Origin of the sequence: Candidatus Leptofilum sp. (assembly GCF_965223525.1) — a bacterium.
In the GTDB taxonomy this organism is placed as follows: domain Bacteria; phylum Chloroflexota; class Anaerolineae; order Promineifilales; family Promineifilaceae; genus Leptofilum.
Map to the genome: position 1 here is coordinate 1,082,018 of NZ_CBDCWX010000005.1, position 20,582 is coordinate 1,102,599.

Annotated in this window: 18 protein-coding genes; 6 read left to right on the forward strand and 12 right to left on the reverse strand. The window is 48.8% G+C overall.

Features of this window, described 5'->3' with window-relative positions; all coding sequences use genetic code 11:
* Positions 1 to 50: 50 nt before the first annotated feature.
* Positions 51 to 2,450: an ABC transporter substrate-binding protein gene (locus ACOQPM_RS10125; RefSeq protein WP_420629139.1), complete on the forward strand. Its 2,400-nt coding sequence runs from the start codon at positions 51 to 53 to the stop codon at positions 2,448 to 2,450.
* Between the two features lie 25 nt (positions 2,451 to 2,475).
* On the opposite strand, the gene ACOQPM_RS10130 is transcribed toward ACOQPM_RS10125, so the two are convergent.
* The 7 genes from ACOQPM_RS10130 to sodN all read right to left on the reverse strand — a co-directional run bounded on the left by ACOQPM_RS10130 (position 2,476) and on the right by sodN (position 7,865).
* The gene (locus ACOQPM_RS10130) at positions 2,476 to 3,516 is read right to left on the reverse strand and encodes a serine hydrolase domain-containing protein (protein WP_420630527.1); all 1,041 of its coding nucleotides are present in this window, start codon (positions 3,514 to 3,516) and stop codon (positions 2,476 to 2,478) included.
* Between the two features lie 2 nt (positions 3,517 to 3,518).
* Complete coding sequence (locus ACOQPM_RS10135; protein ID WP_420629140.1) at positions 3,519 to 4,199, reverse strand: glycerol-3-phosphate acyltransferase; 681 nt, start codon at positions 4,197 to 4,199, stop codon at positions 3,519 to 3,521.
* 82 nt (positions 4,200 to 4,281) lie between these two features.
* Positions 4,282 to 4,683 (reverse strand): M67 family metallopeptidase, encoded by a 402-nt coding sequence (locus ACOQPM_RS10140; protein WP_420629141.1) that lies wholly within the window; start codon positions 4,681 to 4,683, stop codon positions 4,282 to 4,284.
* Positions 4,684 to 4,745: 62 nt separating this feature from the next.
* Entirely contained in the window at positions 4,746 to 6,179 is a 1,434-nt protein-coding gene (locus tag ACOQPM_RS10145; RefSeq protein ID WP_420629142.1) for an aspartate ammonia-lyase, read from the reverse strand.
* 136 nt (positions 6,180 to 6,315) lie between these two features.
* Positions 6,316 to 6,723: a 4Fe-4S dicluster domain-containing protein gene (locus ACOQPM_RS10150; RefSeq protein WP_420629143.1), complete on the reverse strand. Its 408-nt coding sequence runs from the start codon at positions 6,721 to 6,723 to the stop codon at positions 6,316 to 6,318.
* Positions 6,724 to 6,979: 256 nt separating this feature from the next.
* The gene (sodX, locus tag ACOQPM_RS10155; protein ID WP_420629144.1) at positions 6,980 to 7,336 is read right to left on the reverse strand and encodes a nickel-type superoxide dismutase maturation protease; all 357 of its coding nucleotides are present in this window, start codon (positions 7,334 to 7,336) and stop codon (positions 6,980 to 6,982) included.
* 58 nt (positions 7,337 to 7,394) lie between these two features.
* The gene (sodN, locus tag ACOQPM_RS10160; RefSeq protein WP_420629145.1) at positions 7,395 to 7,865 is read right to left on the reverse strand and encodes a superoxide dismutase, Ni; all 471 of its coding nucleotides are present in this window, start codon (positions 7,863 to 7,865) and stop codon (positions 7,395 to 7,397) included.
* A 222-nt stretch (positions 7,866 to 8,087) separates the two neighbouring features.
* Here sodN and ACOQPM_RS10165 point away from each other — a divergent pair, with 222 nt between their 5' ends.
* The gene (locus ACOQPM_RS10165) at positions 8,088 to 9,602 is read left to right on the forward strand and encodes a sensor histidine kinase (protein WP_420629146.1); all 1,515 of its coding nucleotides are present in this window, start codon (positions 8,088 to 8,090) and stop codon (positions 9,600 to 9,602) included.
* A 100-nt stretch (positions 9,603 to 9,702) separates the two neighbouring features.
* Here the strand turns inward: ACOQPM_RS10165 and ACOQPM_RS10170 are convergent, their stop codons facing one another.
* From ACOQPM_RS10170 to ACOQPM_RS10180, 3 genes are all read right to left on the reverse strand, one after another.
* Positions 9,703 to 10,053 carry a DUF5655 domain-containing protein gene (locus ACOQPM_RS10170; protein ID WP_420629147.1) on the reverse strand — a complete coding sequence of 117 codons (351 nt, stop codon included), beginning with the start codon at positions 10,051 to 10,053 and terminating at the stop codon, positions 9,703 to 9,705.
* A 41-nt stretch (positions 10,054 to 10,094) separates the two neighbouring features.
* Entirely contained in the window at positions 10,095 to 10,412 is a 318-nt protein-coding gene (locus ACOQPM_RS10175) for a hypothetical protein (protein ID WP_420629148.1), read from the reverse strand.
* Between the two features lie 432 nt (positions 10,413 to 10,844).
* Positions 10,845 to 14,021, reverse strand: coding sequence for an AfsR/SARP family transcriptional regulator (locus ACOQPM_RS10180; RefSeq protein ID WP_420629149.1), 3,177 nt, complete (start codon positions 14,019 to 14,021; stop codon positions 10,845 to 10,847).
* A gap of 205 nt (positions 14,022 to 14,226) precedes the next feature.
* Between ACOQPM_RS10180 and ACOQPM_RS10185 the strand changes: the two genes are divergently transcribed.
* From ACOQPM_RS10185 to ACOQPM_RS10200, 4 genes are all read left to right on the forward strand, one after another.
* Positions 14,227 to 14,817, forward strand: a complete 591-nt coding sequence (locus tag ACOQPM_RS10185) for a hypothetical protein (protein ID WP_420629150.1) — start codon at positions 14,227 to 14,229, stop codon at positions 14,815 to 14,817.
* A gap of 71 nt (positions 14,818 to 14,888) precedes the next feature.
* On the forward strand, positions 14,889 to 15,440 hold the full coding sequence (locus ACOQPM_RS10190) for a GNAT family N-acetyltransferase (RefSeq protein WP_420629151.1): 552 nt from the start codon (positions 14,889 to 14,891) through the stop codon (positions 15,438 to 15,440).
* 14 nt (positions 15,441 to 15,454) lie between these two features.
* Positions 15,455 to 16,879, forward strand: a complete 1,425-nt coding sequence (locus ACOQPM_RS10195) for an FAD-binding oxidoreductase (RefSeq protein ID WP_420629152.1) — start codon at positions 15,455 to 15,457, stop codon at positions 16,877 to 16,879.
* A gap of 15 nt (positions 16,880 to 16,894) precedes the next feature.
* Positions 16,895 to 17,179, forward strand: coding sequence for an ATP-binding protein (locus ACOQPM_RS10200; RefSeq protein WP_420629153.1), 285 nt, complete (start codon positions 16,895 to 16,897; stop codon positions 17,177 to 17,179).
* A 119-nt stretch (positions 17,180 to 17,298) separates the two neighbouring features.
* Here ACOQPM_RS10200 and ACOQPM_RS10205 read toward each other — a convergent pair whose 3' ends face one another.
* Positions 17,299 to 18,258, reverse strand: a complete 960-nt coding sequence (locus tag ACOQPM_RS10205; RefSeq protein ID WP_420629154.1) for a hypothetical protein — start codon at positions 18,256 to 18,258, stop codon at positions 17,299 to 17,301.
* 161 nt (positions 18,259 to 18,419) lie between these two features.
* Entirely contained in the window at positions 18,420 to 20,486 is a 2,067-nt protein-coding gene (locus tag ACOQPM_RS10210) for a hypothetical protein (RefSeq protein ID WP_420629155.1), read from the reverse strand.
* Positions 20,487 to 20,582 lie beyond the last annotated feature (96 nt).

The window sequence follows — 20,582 nt, forward strand, 5'->3', positions numbered from 1 at the left end:
AATTCCGGCTCTGCTTGTCAGGCAACTGTCAGTTGTTATACTCCCCCGTTATGAAACGAAACCTGCTTTTACTGGTCAATTTGCTGCTGTTGGTTGCCTGTGCGCGCAGTGGCGAAGAAACGGCCGTTACCCCCCAACCACCCACACCAACCGCTACGGCCACAGAAGAAGCCCCACCGCCCCTCAGTAACAACGATTTCATCGTCATAGCTACAGATGCCCCACTGCCCCCCTTCACCGAGTTTGATCCATTTGGCGATTTGGATGGCTTCGTAAGCCGCCTCATGGAAAACATCGCGGCAGAAGCTGGACTGGACTACGAATTTGTTGTGACGCCCACCGAGGGAGTGCTAGAAAATTTGGCAGCGAACCCTGGCCGTGACTTCGACGCTGCCATGTCTCGGTTGGTCATCCCAGAGGAGCCGCTGCCCGGCATTGCATACACCCAACCTTACCTAGAAGTGGGCCAGGTGCTGGTGGTACTGGCCGACGAGAATCGCTTTAGCAGCTACCAGGATTTACAGTCCGGCATGTCGGTGGGCGTGGTGCAAAATAGCGAGGCGGAGCAGGTGGCGCGCACGGTTGTGGGGGTTAATGAGGCCGATTTGCGGAATGGGTACAGCAACAGCGTAGATGTGTTGCAAGCGCTAATAGATGAGTCTTTAACGGCCGTTATCACCGACCATTACGTCGCTAACCATTTTAGCCAAATTTACAGCGACCAGATTAAAGTGGTTGGGGGCAACGAGCGTGATGCCTGGATTAGCCAGAAAATGTTTGGCATTGCCGTCTCTGCTACCAATGTTGCTCTTTTAGAACGATTAAATGCGGCGATTACGGCCGTACAAACCGAAGGCAACATTGACCGACTGACCGTTTCTTGGCTGCTTCCCACCGACACGCTCATTCCCGGTGAACCCCGCGTGGTTGCCTCGCCCAACGAAATCGTTATCGGCATTGTGGGGAACCCCAGCGACCTTGATCCCGCCGCCAGAGCGTCTAACTTGACAAGCTGGGAAATTAAAATAAACACCATGAGTGGCCTGTACACCCTTACTGCCAACAACACGCTAGAACCGATGCTGGCTACCGATTTCCCCACCATTTCTGACGACAAACTAGAATACACCATTACATTGCTGCCTGGCCTTAACTTCCCAGATGGTAGCGAATTTACCGCCGCCGATGTGAAATGGTCAGTGGATCGTGCCCGTAGCCTGGGCAACTTCTGGGTCAATAGCTATCTAAAAGATAGTAATGGAGATGGCTTTGCCGATGAAGATTCGGTGCAGGTAATAGACGACTTCACTGTAAAATTTGTGCTGCAAGAGCCGGATGCCAGCTTCCTCAGCTTATTGGCAACGCCGCCTTACTTTCCCATCAGCAATGAATGCTTTAGCGAAACGCAGGACGACCTAAGTAGCTGCGGCGGGCTTGGCCCATACACAATTGTTAGCTGGTCACAGGGTGAGCAGATGCGTCTGCGTGCTAACCCGGAATGGCCTGGGCGTCCCACACCTGCTTTTGAAAACATTTTGCTCCGCTTTCAGGACGATACGGCCGTTCTCCGCCGCTCCCTCGAAGAGTTCCAATCCATAGACATTGCCTGGACCGGCCTGCCCTTCAACGACTTTGCCGCTTTGCAAAACAGCGATTCCAATGGGGATGGCCAGCCAGACTTCCGCGCCTGGATAGGCCCGGCAGCCTTCAAAAGTTATGTGCTGTTCAATCAGGAGCTAGAGCCGTGGGATAGCACCCTCGTGCGTCAAGCGTTTGCTCTCTCGGTGGATCGAAACGCTTTAGCCGAACAGGTTTTTGGCGGTGGCCGCCAGCCACTTTTTAGTCCCATCCCAGATGGGTTTCCTGGTCATTTGCCCGTGTTGCCGCAGCGCAATCTGGAGCTAGCCCGCTCCCTCTTGCTGCAAGAAGGGTATAGTGCAGATGTGCCTTTAGAAATTGAACTGTGGTACGTGAACGACGGCCGTTACAGCAACGTTGAAGCCGCTTACGCCACCGCCCTGCAAACCCAATTAGAAGAAACGGGCGTCTTCCAAGTCACCCTTTCCAGCGCTCCCTTCGACCAATTTATTGGTCAGATAACCCAATGCAACCTGCCAGCCTACTTGCTGGGCTGGCCCAGCCCGGGGCGGCCGGTAGATTACCCCGACCCTGGCGCATGGACAGATATTTTTGTCACCAGCAGCACCTTCTGCCCCAACTACGAAAGCCCCTCTATGACCGCCTTCCTCCAGGCTGCAGATGAAGCAGTAGCTCAGACCGAACGGCTAGCAACCTTTGGCGATATTCAACAGCTATGGGCGCAGGATTTTCCTACAGTGGATTTATTGCAGCAGCCACGCTTTGCCATTGCCATCAATAATGTAAACAATGTGCAAATTGACGTGATGGGCTTGATGCATTACGAACTGCTAACAAAGGGAGGGAGCTAGTTTTTACATATAGGAGTGCACCGCCTTATGCGTTCAAATAAATCTCGGCCAAACGCTGAGGCAACACCGTAACCATCTCGCCTGAGGCCGAGCCTACACCCCAAGTATTGGCGAGAATAACACCAACAAACTTGTCATCGGGATAAACATAGATGGCTGCCTGCACACCAGGGTTTGCACCAGTTATATAAATGCACCGCTGTTTGCTCTGTTTGGGCACTTGTACAAACCAGCCAAAACTCCAGGGAGATTTTTGTGGATACAAAGGAGCGTAAAGAATATCCAAAGCCTGTTGTGATAGCAATCCTGGTTGTGTAAGCGCATTTCCGAAATTGGCTAGGTCAACGGCCGTTGCGTACATGTTGCCCCCAGCCAAATTATGACTGTAATCCCACTCTGGTACGCGGTAAAGGTTGTCTTTGTCTTCTACGTATGTAACAGGGTCATAATAACTGTAGCGCCGTGAGCGATTTGCCAGTACGCGCCTTACATCATCGAAGCCACTATCTTTTAGCGAAAGAGGTGTAAGAATTTCCCGAACAACATAATCCTGAAAGCGCACCTGAACAGCCTCCTGAATAACTGCCGCCAGCAAATTGTATCCAGGGCTAGAATAGTGATATTTACTTCCAGGAGGTGCTTTTAATGGGTTGTCCTTGAACAGCGTCAGAACGTTCAAAATATTGGCGAAATGAGTACTGTATAGTTCAGGCGTTCTTTCCCTTTCCCAATGACGGACGCCAGCCAAATGGGCAGTTAATAAGCGAGGGGTAATCCTTGAGTTGGCACTTTCTGGAAAATCAGGGAGATATTGCTGGATGGGTGCGTCCAGGTCAATTCGACCATCTTCAAACAGCTTGAGCAAGGCAATTCCCGTAAATGCTTTTGTTACGCTTGCGATCCCGAACTGAGTTTTTGGTGTAACTGGCACCCGGTGCTCTAGGTCAGCAAAGCCGATACATTCAAAGAGTACGGTTTCGCCATTTAAGGTGAGAACGGCCGCTAATCCCACATTCTTTTGCCGATTTTGAATGTCCTGCAAAGTTTCACGGGCCGCGTTTGCCATGCTCAATTTTGTGCTTCTTGCTTGCGCTTTAGGCGGCGGGCGCGAGGGCCAACAACACGCTCATTTCCTTCGAGCAGACGTTTGATGTTGGGGCGCAGCGCCCAAGCCACAATGACGAAAGCCACCAGCCCGCCTACGATGTAAGCCAGCGACGCATCAAATGGAGGGATGCCAGCCACATACAAAACAAAAAAGGCAATGGCGATGAGCGCCCCCATTGTAAGCGAGGCGACGGAAGCCATACCGATGCCCAGCAACATTCCGGACATGACCACAATGGCAATGGGGAGCATGGGCCACCAGAGGGCGGTGCCCCAGCCCACATTGGGGCCAGTACCAGCGCCACCGCGCCAGCCCATAAACACAGACCAGTTATGCCCAATAACCGACATGACACCAGCCAGAGCCAATGCCCAGGGTAGTAAATCGGCGCTGAGTTGGTTAGCTAGCAGCCAGCGGCTAAGAATAATGCCTAGTGCGCCTTTACCCACGTCGCTAAAGGAAGTGGCCAAGCCTACGCCTAAACCAGCAGCGCGTAAAGAGTTGGTGCCTCCGGTACGGCCGCTTCCCACCGTGCGAATATCTACACCCTTCACCAAACGCACGTACAGGTAGCCAAAGGGAATTGCGCCACATAAGTAACCAATCAACGCTGCCACTAAAAAGTAAAAAACTGAAATCATCTGTTAGGTTCCTCTCCGATTTGTGCAGCCAACAGTAGCGTCAGCCAATGACAACCTATTAAACACAGAGTTTCACAGATCGTTACACGACCTTCATCTTCTCTTCTGTAACCCTTTGCCCTTCTATTTGAAAAATGCGGACGATAGGTGTTTTTCTGTTTGCCAAAGAGATAATCATAGTGAGGGCTTCGGGGTAGTAGGCTTGCTGAATGTCGGTGTTGGAGGGCGTTTCTGGCCCCTGCGGATGGGAATGATAGATAGCCAGCAACTGCCAACCTTCGGCTTCCAAGTTCAGCATGGCCTGGAGTTGTTGCTGGGGGTTCATTTGGTAGGCGATGGGGCTGTGCAGGCTGTTTTTGATGGGATAAACGGCCGTTACCCGCCCCACAGCATCTCCAGCCACCAAGCCACACCCTTCCTGCGGATAGCAATCTTGCAAATGGTTCAGGATTTGGTTGAGAAACGACCGTTCAATGATAAGCATATTTCGTAAGAAACAAAAGGGTCGCTCATGGCGACCCTTGCATTGGTATTGGGAAACGGCCGTTACTTCTGAATACCGCCGTCGGTGAGCGAGCGGACGTTGAGGAGCCGATCCACCTCTTCCGCTTCTAAGTAGCCTTTCTCGATGACCACTTCGCGCACGGTACGGTTGGTGGCCATGGCTTCCTTGGCTACTTCTGCACCCTTCAGGTAGCCAATCACCGGGTTGAGCGCGGTAACGAGAATTGCATTCTTGGCCAACCAGCCGGTTGCCTTCTCCTCGTTAGACTTCACGCCAACGACGCATTTTTCTGTAAACGCATTCACCGAATTGATGATCACATCCATGCTTTGGAATAGATTGTAGGCCATCACTGGCATCATCACGTTTAGCTCAAGCTGCCCTGCCTGGCCGCACAACATTACTGTGAGATCGTTGCCCATCACCTGGAACATCGCCATATTCAGCATCTCGGCCAGCACCGGATTCACCTTGCCGGGCATAATAGAGGAGCCAGGCTGCACCGCAGGTAGGCGAATCTCGTCTAACCCCGTGCTGGGGCCAGAGGAGAGCAAGCGGAAATCGTTGGCAATGCGCGTGAGATCTTGCGCCAGGGTGCGTAATGCACCACTAAAGTGGACTGCATCGGCCAAGCTTTGCATTGATTCAAACAAATTGTCCGATTCATGTAGCTCTAGCCCGGTGAGGCGGCCCAGCGTGGCTACCATGCGCCGATGGTATTCGGTGTGGGCGTTAAGGCCGGTGCCGGTAGCGGTGCCGCCAATACCCAAACGGCGCAGCCCCTCGGCAGCCTGAGCAATCTTTTCACGATTGCGTTCTACGGAGCGGGCGTAGGCGCCAAACTCTTGCCCCAGTCGCACTGGTACGGCGTCTTGAAGATGGGTACGGCCGCTTTTTACCACGTCATCAAATTCAGCCGCCTTGCCATTCAGGGCATCGGCCAGGTTTTTCAGGGTGGCCAGCAGCTCATCCAGCCGCCACAGGCAGCCCAGCCGGATGGCGGTGGGGATGGTGTCGTTGGTAGATTGGGCCATGTTGACATGGTCGTTGGGATGAACAGGCTTGGCGGTTACATCCAGCCCATACCCCAGGTGCTCATTGGCTCGGTTGGAGATTACTTCGTTGATGTTCATATTGTGGCTGGTACCAGCCCCGGCTTGTATGGGGTCTACAACGAACTGCTCGGCAAAACGGCCGTCAATCACCTCATCTGCCGCCATCATAATTGCTTGGGCCATCGCATCACCAGAGACAACCTTGCCATCTACCTCTTTGTCCTGAAAGAGACCCAGATCAGAATTTACTTCGGCAGCAGCACGCTTGATAGTGGTCATTGACCAGACGAATGCAGGGTATGGCTTTAGGCCAGTGATAGGAAAATTGTGAATAGCGCGCTGGGTTTGCGCGCCCCAGTACGCATTCGTAGGTACGTGTATTTCCCCTAATGAATCCTTTTCCACACGATAATCGCTCATTATTTCCTCTTTGCTAGTACTGAGATAAAGACAAAAAACCGAATTAGCCACGTTTGCAAATAAGCATTAGAGGTCTAATTCGGCTTTTTAAGAGAAAGACCCGTTGCTTGGGCAACAGGTCTCAAAAAAACTTTAATTAATCCAGGGCGTCGTAGCCTGGGCCTTCGGAGAAGAAGTCGTAGTTCGGCGGAATGTCTTCGGTGAGATCCAAAATTTCACCACCGGAAAGCTGCTGGGCATTGAGCAATTTAACGTCATGCCCATCAACTTCGCCTTCAAAGGCGGCACCGTCAGGCAGAAGCTCTTTGGTGTTGGCGATCCACACACCGGCGGGTGCTTCATAATCGAACGGTACTTCTTCTTCTGGGAAGATGGCTTCGTAGGGACATTCCGGTACGCAGGCACCGCAATCAATGCAGGTATCAGGGTCAATGTAGAGCCAGGGCCATTCCTCTTCGGGCTTCCCCAGAACCATACATTCTACCGGGCATACATCTACGCAAGCGGTGTCGCGCAGACATAAACGGGTCACAATATGGGTCATAAATCCTCTCCTTACTTGGTCAGAAAGTTAATTGTTTGGTAACCGGCCTTGGTTTAGGAAACTATCTCCGTTTGGTTAAACCGATTACGATTTGTGTTTGCTCAAACTGAATTTGAATCACTTTGGGCTGGGGTGGAGATAATTTCAGATTGTGTTATTGACGGTTGGGTCAATGGGTTCATTCTAGCCACACTAAACTGCTTTGTCAATTATTTTTGTGGTTGGTAAAAACGGCCGTTTCCCTGACAAAATTCTCCTAAAAACGGTGGGTTACTTTGCCTAAAATATGCTGCGTCTGCACAGGACCAAAGCTGCGGCTGTCTGTGCTGGCTAAACTGTCGGAATTATCGCCTTGTAAGAAGTAACGGCCGTCTTCGGTAACGGCCGTAATGCGCTTAATCATTTGGTTGCTGGGCTGGTACGGGTGCTGCGCCAGGACGATGTCGCCAATTTGGAGTTGAGTGTGGGGGCTGACGGCCGTATCTACTAAAACGGTGCTGTCATCGGGGAGGGTGGGGTGCATGGAACGGCCGTTCACCCGGCGGCGCTGCCAGCGCGGCAGCAGCAGCTTCAAGAAGGCAAACACAGAAGCGGTAGGCAAGGGAGTTGGCATGGATAGCAAAAACGCCGACCCATGCGGATCGGCGTTTGTTGTCGTTTGTTGAAAATGATTAGCTGGCGGTGTAATAAGTGACGTCGCGCCCTTTGGTGGCCCAGAAGATGTCGTGGATTTTTTCCACGGTCGCCATTAGCTCTTCGGCATGTTCCAGATTCACTTCAACCTTGCAAGCAGAGCAAAGTTTGGCAGCATTCCAAAAGGTTGTGTGTAGGTCAGGGTATTTTTCCAAATGGACAGGCTTGAAGTAGTCGGTCCACAACACTAGCAGTTCTTCTTTCGCTTTGTGCGCTTGTTCTTCCTTAATGGCAATGTAGCGAGACATCGTGTTTAGGTAAGCGGCCCAGGCAGCAGAATCGCCATCGCTTGGCGGGGAGAGAGCCAGAATTTTCTTGGTCATAGAAAGAACCGCTTCTGCTTTAATGCGGGCATCTGCTGGATCATACACCCCACAGGGGCCGTCGCAGTGGGCATTTGCGTCTTCCGCCGGGAACCAATCGTTAATCATTGCTTTCAAATTTTTCATCGTATTTGCTCCTTCCAAGTTGGTCAAAAAAATAGTCGGTTGAATTGATTATAGTTGTACCAATAATTGTGACACCTGTCCATTGGGTCAGGGAAAAAGCATCGGGAAGGCGACTTGCGTTGCCTGGGGTACTAATTTCACTCTTTGTTCATGAGAACGGCCGTTCGTTCCCCATGATCTCCTATATTAACCGATGTAAAAATCATATACAGTATTGGGCAAATGAGCGCTGCAATTGATGAAAGAGACAAAAAGAAAACACCTGGCCGGAAGGAGCGGCTCCTGAATCGGCGGCAAATCTACTCTGGTTTGCTTTCTTTTGCTGGTCTTGTCATTATCATATTGGGCTTGTTACGCTTCCCCCAATATGAAAACCCCTCCATTTTGCTGCTCTTGCTATTTTTTGCCATTGCTACCCAAAGCACCATGACTTACTTGGTTGGCGGTAACGTTAGCGTGTCTGTTAGTGGGGCCATTAGCTTTGCCGTCGTGGGATTATATGGCCCTGTGGCCGCAGGTATGGCAGCCGCTATTGCCGAAGTGGGCCTTTGGCTGCTGAGCTTGCGCCCCAAAGACCGCGATTGGAACCACGAGATTGAGCGGCTTGGGGTAAATGGCGGCATTCACGGCGTCTCAATTTTGTTGGGAGGGCTCGTTTTTGTTTGGGTGCGCGATATGCTAGGCACGGGTAGCTTTATTGCCGACGCGATTCCCTGGTTTGCGGGAGCTATCGTTGGCGATCAGGTCAACTTTTGGCTACTGTCCATCATCATCTACCTGGCTAATGGCGTAAGCCCCAAAGAAGTTTTCAGAGAAAACCGCTGGGCCATTCCCATGAACGTGCTGGTAATGAGCGTGGGCGGCGGGTTAATTATGCTGGCTGTGGCACAATTTGGGCTGCTGGGGCTGGCTATCTTTGTACTGCCCATCATCCTCTCAGCTTACTCCTTCCGCGTAACGGTGAACAATGCTAAAAAGCAGATGGTGGAGCTGGAAGAAATGGTGACGCTGCGTACCCAGGCATTGGCAAATGCCAACCATGAGCTGGAGGCATTGCACAAGGAAAAAGATTCCTTCCTGGCCGTGCTTACCCACGATATGCGGACGCCACTTACCAGCATTCGCGGCTACGGCAGCATCATGCGCGACCGGGAGCTAACCCGTGAGCAGCAAACCAAGATTGCCAAGGTTATTTTGAACAGCCAGGATACGCTGTTGGAAATTGTGAACAATATTCTGGAATTAGAAAAACTGCAATCTGGCGTGCCGATCTTGCTGGAATCATCTAACTTTGATGTGGCGCTGCTGGTGAAAAATACGGCCGAATCGCTAGAAACCCAAGCTCTAGAGAAAAAGATTACGCTCAATTACGATCAAGTTCCATCCCCCATCATGATCACGGCCGATATGAGCAAAATCCGGCGCGTTATCCTGAACCTAATTTCTAATGCGCTAAAGTACACGCCGGAGGATGGTTTGGTTTCGGTGCGGACGATGGTGAACGGCCGTTTTGCCATATTCGAAGTAGAAGACAACGGCTACGGCATCCCCGCCGACGAGCTGCCCCACATCTTTGACCGCTACAGCCGCGTCAAAGGCCACCGCCACCTGGCCATCGGCACCGGCCTCGGCCTAGCCATCGTCAAAAGCCTCATCGAAGCCCACGACGGCGAGATTAGCGTACAAAGCGAGGAAAACGTCGGCAGCACCTTCACCTTCAAACTCCCCCTCACTTGATACTGCACATAAGCCGCCCTAACGCCCGCTTCAGCCGCGCTTCGCGTCGGCTGCAAGCCATGTTGGGCGGCGACATGGAGAACCTGGAACTAGAAACCGTTCAACCTGCCAGCAAATAGGCATCTTTTAACCAGCTAAGTAGTTCTTGGTCAATTTGTTTGCCGCTATCCAGCCTAACCGTATGCTTGAATCGCCTTGCTGAAAGCTGTTGCTGTTTCTGTATCCGTGAACTATCAATTGGATAATCTGTCCGAAAATGCAGGAGAATGTAATTCTTACGAAGATAGACTCCGGCAAATCCTGATTTGTGATCTAAGTGGATCGACCCTTTTTTAGGTGCTTCATGAACATGACCAAACTCTCGTACAGAGCCAAGTAATCGCTCGTAAATTACTCTGACTCTTTCATCTTTTCCCTCAAAGTGATCGTTGATTGAGATTTGTATTGCCATTATGTTTTTCACTATTTCCTAAACCATGCACCAATCGGGAATTACACTCCCCACAAACCAATTAGATAGCCTAAAATTGCGCCGCCAATGACACTAATTGACAAAATCGGGACATAATTTCGGGCAATAATTGCACTTGGTAGGCTGACTAAAACGCTCACAATTATTCCCTGCAACCATGGTGCGAAGGGGAAAATGCTTGCTCCAATCAGAACACCTATGGCAAATCGATCAAAAAATGCTCCTGTCATGGCAATTCGCTTATCGTTAGCTGTAGGAAATGAAATAGGGATCATGAGCAGCACATCTATAACACCGAAAAGTAATCCCAACAATATACCTAGCGCGATGCGGTTCATATTTTTCTCCTATTGGTCGTCTGCCCGTTCAGTTGCATAAGCCGCAAAATCTGTGTGCAGTTTTGTCGGCTTTATGCGGTGTTGGGACGGCGATTGTTGATTTAGCCACACCTAAAAATGTATTAAGCCGTCCCAACATATATTAGTCTGCACACGTGCATGATAAACCTGCGAATTTATTGTTATACGGCGCGTTTTGCAGTATAAACCTGTAATTTTCAACAAATAGCTGCACATCTTGCGGCATAAGCTTGATTTCTTAGGTTTGTGCAGCACCGCTGTATGATAACACCCGAAAAGTATAAAAGAGACAACAGGATTTTACAATGAAACCTCTAAAATCCCCTTGGGGCGGCATAGATAGTGGGATTTTTTTGGCGTAGAGATACGCTGGCTAGCAACGGCTGTCCAAAACCAGCACACAAAACATACTCAAGAAGGTAAGAGCAGTTGCCTTGCCTCGTAATGGGTTGCCGGGTTGGCCAGAATGGTTTGGGTGAGCCTATCTACTTTTGCCTGTTCGCCCAAGAAACGCCAGTAAAGTACCCAATGCGCCGCCAACCACAGCCAAGTTGCCCCCAGTTTGCTTTCATCAACCAATAATTCTGCGGCTTTGAGGTGGGTCGCCGCACGGTCTGGCGCTGACTCTTTAAGGGCAATCCTGGCTAGCAAGGCCAAGGCTCGCGCTTGGCCGCGCACGCTTTGCTGTGCTTGCCACTGTGCCAGCCCCCTCTCCAGATTCGTTTGTGCAGATTCAAGATCACCTTCAGCCAAAAACAGATGACCCAAATTTGTATAGCTTGAAGCTAGGCCAAATTTGTAATCAATGGACGTATTGAGGGCCAGCGCACTTTGTATGAGCTGGTGGGCTTCTTCAAATGCACCTTCAGCAATGGCAATTCTGGACAATAAGTTGAGCGTACCCGCCTCGCCACGCCGATCTGCCGAGGCACGGGAGAGGGCAAGGTCTTTGGCATAATATGCTTTGGCTTCTTCAAGCTGGCCCAAGGCAAACTTGGCGCGGGCTAAATTGGCGTAGAGGTAAGGTAAACTGTGGATTCTATTTGCTTGAAGCTCAAACTGTATGCCGTCGAGCGCATAACGTTCGGCCGCTTGGTAGTCACCCGTGACCACAGAAAGCTGCGCCAAATTATTGAGAATCGTTCCGTTGTGGGCTTTGCCCATCTGCAACGCTTCTAAATGGTAGGCCTTGGCTTGAGTAAACCGCTGTTGGGCCAAGGCAATAAGCCCCAGGATATTAAGCGTTGAAGCGGCCCAGTTGTCTTTCCCCTGCTCTTGATAAATCGCCAACGATTTTTGCAGATGTTGTTCCGCTTCATCTTGTTCGGCGCTGAGGTAGTAGCTCCAGCCAAGCCATTTTTCGCCAAGAGCGATGGCTTGAGCATCTTCAAATTGGTAAGCAAGCTTTAACCCGTCGTGTAGATACTGCTTGCCAGCGGCAACGTGGCCTTGCGGCAGGGTTAACATGCCTAAGATGATTAGCAGTTGCCCCATGAGCAAGCTTTTCTTGGGCTGTTTGCTGGCGCGAACGGCCGTAACTGTCTCCTCTAAAATCACACTGCCTTCTTGATACCAGCGCACCTCATAATAAAAGTGCCCGAAGGAAATGATGGCCGTTTGCAGGGCGGCAAAATCTTGATGGGCAACGGCCGTTTGCCATGCGACCCGAATATTATCAATCTCGTCCTGTACTTGTTGATTGGTGATGCCTTGTGTGGTGTCTACCAAGTGACGCGCATAATTCGCCAAATGTTGCAGATAAAATTGCGTGTGGGCTTGAACGGTTTGACGTTGTTCGGCTGCTTCCGCTGCCAATTTTTCAGCCGCATATTGCCGCAAAAATTCGTGCAGTCGGTAACGGCCGTTTTCTCGTTCAACTTCTAGTAGCGACTTATTAACCAAACTAAACAGCGTTGCCAGCGAAGCCGCTGCCACCTGCTGCGCCGCCTCCCGCTGAAAACCGCCCCGAAACACAGACAATCGCTGCAAAACGCGCTGTTCTTGCGCGGTAAGCCGCTGCCAAGCGTGCCGCAGCACTGCCCGAATACTGCCATGCCGATCAGGCACATTGCGGGATTGCGTCGTTAGAAAATCCAGACTTGCCTCAATTTCAGCCACGATTTCGCTACAGGCGAGCATATTTACCCAACTGGCCGCCAACTCTATCCCCAGCGGCCAACCTTCCACCAGTTGGCAAATGCGCTCAATTTCCTTTAACTCCGCTTCGCTAGGATCAAACGAGGCCAAACTTTGCTGTGCCCGTTGCTTGAAAAGCGCCACAGCCTCAGCCCCATCCTCGGCCAAGACAGACAAACCGGACAGTGGGAATACCCATTCTTCTTGCAAATTGAGGCGTTCACGAGAGGTGATGAGCAATTTTATTTGTGGTGCCTCTCGCAACAAGTCGCCTAACCAATGACCCTCGTTGCTGATTAGCTGCTCAAAATTATCCAGAATCAGCAGCATCTGTTTTTGCTGTAGGTGGTTGATGATCTGTTGCTTTGCTGGGAGTTGTCCTGAAAAACGAACGTCCAGTTGGGTGGCCATAGATTCGGCCAGGAACGTGGGATTATCAACAGCGGCCAACGGGATGAAGGCCACGCCATCTGCAAAGGTATCTGTTTCTCTACCAGCCGCTAATGAAAGCCGCGTTTTGCCGATTCCACCGGGCCCAACCAAAGTTAACAGTCGGCAACCAGCTTCCTCTTCTAACAATTGCCTGATTTTTGCCAATTCTGTTGCTCGACCAATGAGCGGGGTAGCCGGTGTGGGCAATGGTTTGACCGCTTGGCGTGGGAGTGATGAGGACAGTACGGCCGTTTCTTGCGAGCCTATTTCCTGAGCCCTGATGGCCTCGACTAATTTCTCAGTAGCTGCTTCTGGCTGTACGCCTAACTCTTTGTCTAGCAACGAAACACAGGTTTGGTATTGGCGCAGAGCGGCCGCTTGCTGCCCTGCCTGCGCGTAAAGCGTCATCAATTTGCGGTGAGCGGGTTCGTGCAGCGTGTCGAGCGCCAGCCAGCGCTGTGCATAATGAATGGCCGAGTCAAACACCGCTTGCTTCTCCTGCCAATGAACCAGAGCGATTAAGCCATTGCCCAATAATTGACGCAGTTGGGCAGCTTGCCAACTGTGCCACTCTTCAAAAGCCAGGCAGTTGGGTAGCGAAAACCCAGCCAAAAAATCACCCGTGTAAAGGTTAACGGCCGTTGTCATTTGTTCAGCCTGTTGGGTGGTGGAAATTTTGGAAACGGCCGTTTCCCCAGATGCACCAAGCGCTGTTTGGAATGCCAGCGCGTCTACCCAAAGCGCGGCGTTAGGGTCAATGCTCACCTGGTTTGCATCAGCCAGCAGGATGGGCGTTTGCAACTTCTTTTTAAGCAACGACAGCTCCCGCCGCAAATTATTACGCGCACTATCGGGTGAAAATTCCGGCCACAGCAGGCCAAGCAAGGTTTCTCGGCTTTGCGGCCGTTGGGTCATGGCGAGGTACGCAAACAGGGCTAGCCCTTTGCGGCGTCGGAAAGGAATGGGCTCGTTTTTGTGGGCAATGCGCGGTACACCAAACAGAAATAGTTCGAGCGGCATGGCGCATTTTACATGAGTTTAGGGGGAATGAAAAAGGGCGAAATTCAGCTTGCTAAACATTTAACAGGGCGAAGGAATGTTTAAGGAATGGGAAGGGAACGGCCGTTTTGTAACGTGTCCATCAACTTAATCAAAACGAGGTGTGATGCACAAAATAGCAAAACACACCCAAAATTCCCAGCTAGGGAAAAAAGGATGGTAAATCATGAACTTAAACAAAAACCGCTCTGTAAAACTTGGTGTGCTTGGCCTGTTGGTCGCTGTTATGGCCACTGTGGCTTTGCTGGCATTTGGGCAAGAGGTCTTCGCACGCCAACCGGCAATGCTTGAATTTGATGTTGCGGAAGATATGAACCGCTTCATCTTTGACCAGGATGTTGTGTACGAAGATGGTTATCCGGCAGACGGCAGCAGCTTCATCACGCGGGGCTATATTTACCCGGCAGGTACCTTGACCGACAGCAACGGCGTTAATCCAGATGGCTCTCCCGAGTTTCCCGAAAAAGTAATTGGCGAATGGATTTGCCAGGGATACATGATCAATGACGCAGGCCATGCAACCGAAGGTGTGTGGGTTTTCTCAACGCAATTCTTCCAGTTTGGCAACGAAAATGGGGCTGAAACCCTGGTAACCACTGGGTACGAATTGGCCGACATTGGCGAAGCTATCTCCCGCGCCATCACGGGTGGCACGGGCGAATACAACGATGCACGTGGCGAAAGTGAACAAACGCTGCTTGGCTTGAATGCCTCTGAAGGCGTGAACCTGCGCGTCAAGATTATGCCGAACAGGTAAAAATTACAGGCAGCAAGTTGCAGGTTGGGAATCATTCACGGCCTGCAACTTGCAATCTCAAGGAAAATATCATGACTATTTTAATTAGACATTTACAAGAAGAAGATGCAACGGCCGTTCATGAAATGTGTAGCAAGCAATCCGTAATCAATGGCACGATGCGCCTTCCCTATCAATCGTTTGCCTACACAAAACAGCGTGTTGCGCCCGTGAATGGTGTCGTTCGGCTTGTCGCCGTAGCAGATGACAGAGTCGTCGGGTATGCAGAACTCATTACTTATCCAAATGTGCCGCGCCACCGCCATTGCGGTGAGGTGAACATGATTATGGTGCATGAAGATTGGCAAAATCATGGCATTGGTCGTCAATTGATGGCGGCGCTGCTCGACTTAGCCGACCAATGGCTTCAGCTAACGCGCTTGAGCCTAATTGTATGGACGGACAATGACCGCGCGATTCATCTTTACAAGCAAATGGGCTTTCAAATTGAAGGCACCATGCCTGAATACGCCTTCCGCGCCGGTCGCTACATTGATGCGTTCCAGATGGGGCGTTTGTCACCCAGCCGTGCTGGCGTTCTGCATCACCGCGAACACAAAAACCAGCTTGAAGTTGTTTGGTGAAGGAGAAAAATCTAATGACAGTTTATTTGGAACAAGAACGTAAAAAAGTAAGCGAAACGGCCGTAATCAGTTTTGCACATGCACTAAAAGGTCGTTTAATTCGCCGAGGTTATTCAGAGTATGATGAAGCCCGCGCCGTATGGAACGGTATGATTGACCGCTATCCGTTAATGATTGCCCACTGTGCGTCGGTGGATGACGTGGTAACGGCCGTTAACTTTGCCCGCGAGCAAAAACTGCCTGTAGCCGTGCGCGGTGGTGGGCATAACGTTGCCGGGCATGCTACCTGCGACGACGGTCTCGTCATTGATCTGTCTGGCCTTAAGCAGATTGAGGTTGATGTGGATCAGCGCACAGCTCGTGCGGGTGGTGGCGTTACCTGGGGTGAGCTGGATGCCGCTACACAGCCATTTGGCTTGGCGACACCCGGCGGCGTATTTTCTGACACGGGCATTGCTGGCCTAACGTTGGGCGGTGGCTATGGTTGGCTGCGGAATATGTATGGCCTAAGCTGTGACAATCTATTGGCCGCAGAAGTTGTAACCGCAGACGGCCGTATTGTTCACGCCAGCGAGACGGAAAATCGAGAGCTGCTTTGGGGGTTGCGCGGTGGCGGTGGTAACTTTGGCATCGTTACCTCATTCACCTTCCAATTGCACCCCGTTGGGCCAGAGGTAATGTTTGTCTTTGCCCTGCACGATGGCAGTGGCGACAAGATGAAGCATGGTCTTGAATATTACCGTGAGTACACGGCATTCGCCCCCAACGAAGTGAGTACCCTGTTGGCTTTGGGCAAAGTGCCACCAGAAGAACATCTCTTTCCTAAAGCGATTCACGGCAAACCGTTTGTGCTGATGGGTGGCTTGTATGTTGGGTCGGTAGCAGATGGCAAAAAAGCGTTGCAGCCGCTGCTCGATTTTGGTGAACCGCTCATAGATTTTAGTGGCCCCACAACCTATATTGAAGCACAGCAGGCCTTCGACGAAGATTATCCCGACGGGATGCGCTATTATTGGAAGTCGCTCAACTTGTCTCATTTGGATGAGGCTGGCATTGAGACGATTGTGCGCCATGCTCAGCAACAGGTCTCTCCGTTGAGCACGGTGGATGTATGGCACATCGGCGGGGCGATCAGAGAATTTGGTGCAGAAGATGGTGCGTTTAACGGCCGTCAATCGGCCTTTTTGCTCGGTGTGGAGGGCAATTGGGAAGATGCGGCTGACGACGCAGCCAACATTGCCTGGGTGCAAGACATCATTGATGCCATGGCACCATTTTCAGATGGTAGCCGCTACCTCAACTTTGCCGGGTTTCAGGAAGAAGGGGATGCAATGATGCGGGATGCGTATGGGTCTCAATATGCACGACTGGTAGCCCTCAAAAAGCAGTATGACCCTACCAACTTCTTCAGCCTGAACCAGAACATCAAACCAGAATAGTTACACAAGAAAACAGTGCCTCGTAATTGGGGCACTGTTTTTGTGAATTGTTTGTGTACTGGGTACGGCCGTTATGCCATATTCCAGTTAGAAGCCAATGGCTACGGCATCCCCGCCGACGAGCTGCCCCACCTCTTCGACCGCTACAGCCACGTAAAAGGCCACCGTCACCTAGCCATTGGCACCGGCCTCGGTCTGGCCATCGTCAAAAGCCTCATCGAAGCCCACGACGGCGAAATCAGCGTGGAAAGCGAAGAAAACGTCGGCAGCACCTTCACCTTCAAGCTCCCCCTTACCTAATTTGGCACATAAGCCGCCCTAACGCCTAAATCAGCGGCCAACCGGAACGGAGGTTGGTCCGTCTGCATTTTTGTTTTGCATTTTTTAATGAAAATATTCTCATAAAAACATAAACCGAATTAATTTTGGCCTGCAGCATTTTCGATGTCAATTATGAATCGAACTGGGGATTGTGCGAAATCGATTTTTGCCTTCTGCCGGCTGCTGCGCACTTCAATCAAGACACCTGCGAGAGATGCAACAGCGCCAATAGCACTAGATATTGGAACCGTTGCTCCAGCTACTGCGGCCAAAACACCTGCTGTAGCACCTGTTAAAAATTTATCAGACGCAACCGCCTGAATTGCTGTCTTAACAAGTCCCGCTCCATGTTTTTCGACTGCCGCTTTGTAATCTTCCACCATTACTCCCAGCTTGTCTTCAATATACGATTTGGGCATTCCATCGAAATTTTCAAACATAAAGGTTCGCAAGCGTCGAAGTCTAAGTGCAGATTCCTCATCAGTTCGGATGTTCAAAATTTGGTTCCACTCAAGGCTTTCTGCGTCAATCAAATCGAGATTAGCAAGAACAATACATGGGTCAGATCCTTCAAGATTTGGAGTATTGTCGTTATCGATTTTTAGAGTCAGTTGCTCTACGTTAGAGCAAGTTAAATTGAATCCATTCTCCATGTGTAATATCCATTGTCTAAGTGCTCTTTCGTAAGCATCGACATCGGGCCAGACATGCAACATTAAGGCTGAGAAATTTGGACTAACTGCTTTGGACAACTTTTCTAGTTCAATAAACGCTGGTTTAGCCTTTTCAAAATCGTCTCCACTCGCAGCCATGTCACGTATAAGCAGAATAATCTGGTATATATACCATTGGAATACACTAATAACAGGTGGAATTTTAGTACCCTTGAGTTCTTTAGGCGCAAATTCAGGAAGTAGATGGTGTAGATATTCAGCTGAGGGAAGAGAGTCCTGATAAATCTTGGGTGCAAGAGGAAATACGTATTTATACAGAAGTGCCGCTGTTTTAACAGAAATGTTTTTGTGAGTCACAGCGATGTCTTTAGAGTGATACTTCATTTGTAGCCTCCCAACAATCTATTTAGTTAGTCTCTGTGTAACAAACTCGATCGCATAACGCCCGCTTCACCTGCCGCTAGGTCAGGTGCAAGCCCTGTTAGGCGGTGCTGGAAACGTTATCAAATAAAAGTAAGCTTGCCATTTGCAAGTTTTAATGTTGTTTAATCCTTTAACAAACTTTGAACAACAACGCTACGATTTCTAAATCCTGTGATAGTCGTTAATAATGGTTTTAGTAAGGCTATAGAAGAAGTTCCCCACATTATAGATTTAAGATAATCAAAAAGTGTTCCAAATGGTTTATCAATATATAAGACTGTCAATCCTGCGAGAATTGATATTATCGCTAATACAATTACAATTATTGTGTCTGTTGCTTCCACTTCCCTAAGAATTGCTGTCTCCATTTCTTCATAATTTGCTTCCTCTATTTTTTCAATAGGTTTTTGATCAACAGATTCAAATAATATCCTAATATCTCTTGTCATAACCCAATTTTTTAAGAAGGGATATCCGAGGTCAATATCCTTTACTTGAGGGAATAATTCAAGGCGATCCTTGAAATTTATTTCCGGAGGCATTTGAAAATTTGGCGAAGGCACACTAGGATTTGATATGCTTTCCAAGTCCCGCAACTTAGAAAATGTAGTCCACCATTTATTTATCATTGTCTTGAGATTAACTTCCTCATCAATTAAATCTGTTTCCCAAAGCAAGTCTAAAATTTGGTTAATTTCGATTTCAATCTTATCTAATTCAGTAGTAAATTTACCTTGATTATTATCTCTTATTTCTTTTAATTTTTTATAGGCTTCATCCAGCTTTTCGCATAAACTTAGCCATTCTGAAAACAAATCTCTTGCTCTCGCAATTTGATAATAATTTGGAAATTCCTTTTTCCTTTGATCAAAAAAGGTTAATGTTTTTTCACCAAAAACTTTAATATCAATTTTTCTTGCTTCAATCAGCCTCTTCGAATCTATGGCAAATTGAGGATGTTTATTTTTATATTTTGTTCTCATCCATTGAGGCACTTTATTCAAATCATTATCCATAGACTCCAAATAAGCCTTAATATCTTTAACATTATCTAAGAATTTTTGCCAATTTTTATTAAGAAAAATTAGTTTTTTAAATTTGCTTTTTAATGATTTGAATAATTCACTTTTCGTATTGATCTTATTCCAGCGATCATTCCTCAATTCATCTAAGCTGCTATTTAATGAAGTTGTATATATTGTGAGATCGTCTGCATAGCTAAATTCCGTTGAATCACCTTTTTTTGCGTCAAGATCCTTAAAGATTCGACTTGACTCTGAAGTTAGTAAGCGTTTTTCTCGGTGGCTATCAATATATATTTGAAATCCAACAGCGAGTATTATTCCAAACAATATTACGAGAGTTGGAAGCCAAACACTATCCTTCCTTATTAAAGTAACCGTCACTTCGCCCTTTTTGTCATCTAAAGGAAGAATATCTATTTTTCCTGAATATGTGCCAACATTCGTTGGCTCTTCAAAATTCAATAGAAGGGTATCGGCATTATTAGGATTATTAGATACCGAGATATCAACCGATCCTCCCCAATCAGTTGAGAGTGTTCCTATTGAGCCATCAGGAATGTTAAAGGGAGTTTCAGATGTCTTAACTGGCAATTGATTGGTGAGATTCCTAATAAGCCAAGTATTATCCTGTATCATCTCATAATCCTGTATCATCTCATAACTTGGCCAAAGCCTATAACTCCTGATTGTCCAAGTTGACACAAGAGGTTCTGGGTTGGAAAGCTTGTGATCTCTAACATTTATAGTTATCAAGTGATGAAGAACACCCCCCTCTTCTACGCCGACACTCAGATATCCTTTATACGTACCTGATCTTAATTGGGTGACATCAAAATCCTCAACGATGGTTAATTCAATGATTGATATTCCAGAAGCGGAGATTGTCAATTCGCTTTCAAATGCAAAAATCTCATCATTTGGAAGTTCATTATCAGAATTATTAAAAATCTGAAGTTCTTCTAAATTGATTGTTAACTTTTGCTCCTCAGATGTGTTGTTTAAGAGCTTTAAAATTAAAGGCTCGGGGGCTTCATCTTTTGGAATTTGCCAAGAAGTAGGGGCATCTGAAACTAAACTGATTTCAGTTTCCTCTGCATTGATTATAGGAGCAAGAATCAATAGAAATACAAAACATAATAACAGCGACTTTCGAATAATATACATTTTCCCTCCAAAATTTTGTTAGAAAATCTTTCTTGATAAAACCTAGAAACCTTTATTTTCAAAATTTGAATAGCCAGATAATTGGTGATTTAAACG

Bases quoted from the DNA above. Each gene is read 5' to 3' on its own strand.
- ACOQPM_RS10125 (WP_420629139.1), top strand. From the start codon at position 51: ATGAAACGAAACCTGCTTTTACTGGTCAATTTGCTGCTGTTGGTTGCC.
- ACOQPM_RS10130 (WP_420630527.1), bottom strand. From the start codon at position 3,516: ATGGCAAACGCGGCCCGTGAAACTTTGCAGGACATTCAAAATCGGCAA.
- ACOQPM_RS10135 (WP_420629140.1), bottom strand. From the start codon at position 4,199: ATGATTTCAGTTTTTTACTTTTTAGTGGCAGCGTTGATTGGTTACTTA.
- ACOQPM_RS10140 (WP_420629141.1), bottom strand. From the start codon at position 4,683: ATGCTTATCATTGAACGGTCGTTTCTCAACCAAATCCTGAACCATTTG.
- ACOQPM_RS10145 (WP_420629142.1), bottom strand. From the start codon at position 6,179: ATGAGCGATTATCGTGTGGAAAAGGATTCATTAGGGGAAATACACGTA.
- ACOQPM_RS10150 (WP_420629143.1), bottom strand. From the start codon at position 6,723: ATGACCCATATTGTGACCCGTTTATGTCTGCGCGACACCGCTTGCGTA.
- sodX (WP_420629144.1), bottom strand. From the start codon at position 7,336: ATGCCAACTCCCTTGCCTACCGCTTCTGTGTTTGCCTTCTTGAAGCTG.
- sodN (WP_420629145.1), bottom strand. From the start codon at position 7,865: ATGAAAAATTTGAAAGCAATGATTAACGATTGGTTCCCGGCGGAAGAC.
- ACOQPM_RS10165 (WP_420629146.1), top strand. From the start codon at position 8,088: ATGAGCGCTGCAATTGATGAAAGAGACAAAAAGAAAACACCTGGCCGG.
- ACOQPM_RS10170 (WP_420629147.1), bottom strand. From the start codon at position 10,053: ATGGCAATACAAATCTCAATCAACGATCACTTTGAGGGAAAAGATGAA.
- ACOQPM_RS10175 (WP_420629148.1), bottom strand. From the start codon at position 10,412: ATGAACCGCATCGCGCTAGGTATATTGTTGGGATTACTTTTCGGTGTT.
- ACOQPM_RS10180 (WP_420629149.1), bottom strand. From the start codon at position 14,021: ATGCCGCTCGAACTATTTCTGTTTGGTGTACCGCGCATTGCCCACAAA.
- ACOQPM_RS10185 (WP_420629150.1), top strand. From the start codon at position 14,227: ATGAACTTAAACAAAAACCGCTCTGTAAAACTTGGTGTGCTTGGCCTG.
- ACOQPM_RS10190 (WP_420629151.1), top strand. From the start codon at position 14,889: ATGACTATTTTAATTAGACATTTACAAGAAGAAGATGCAACGGCCGTT.
- ACOQPM_RS10195 (WP_420629152.1), top strand. From the start codon at position 15,455: ATGACAGTTTATTTGGAACAAGAACGTAAAAAAGTAAGCGAAACGGCC.
- ACOQPM_RS10205 (WP_420629154.1), bottom strand. From the start codon at position 18,258: ATGAAGTATCACTCTAAAGACATCGCTGTGACTCACAAAAACATTTCT.
- ACOQPM_RS10210 (WP_420629155.1), bottom strand. From the start codon at position 20,486: ATGTATATTATTCGAAAGTCGCTGTTATTATGTTTTGTATTTCTATTG.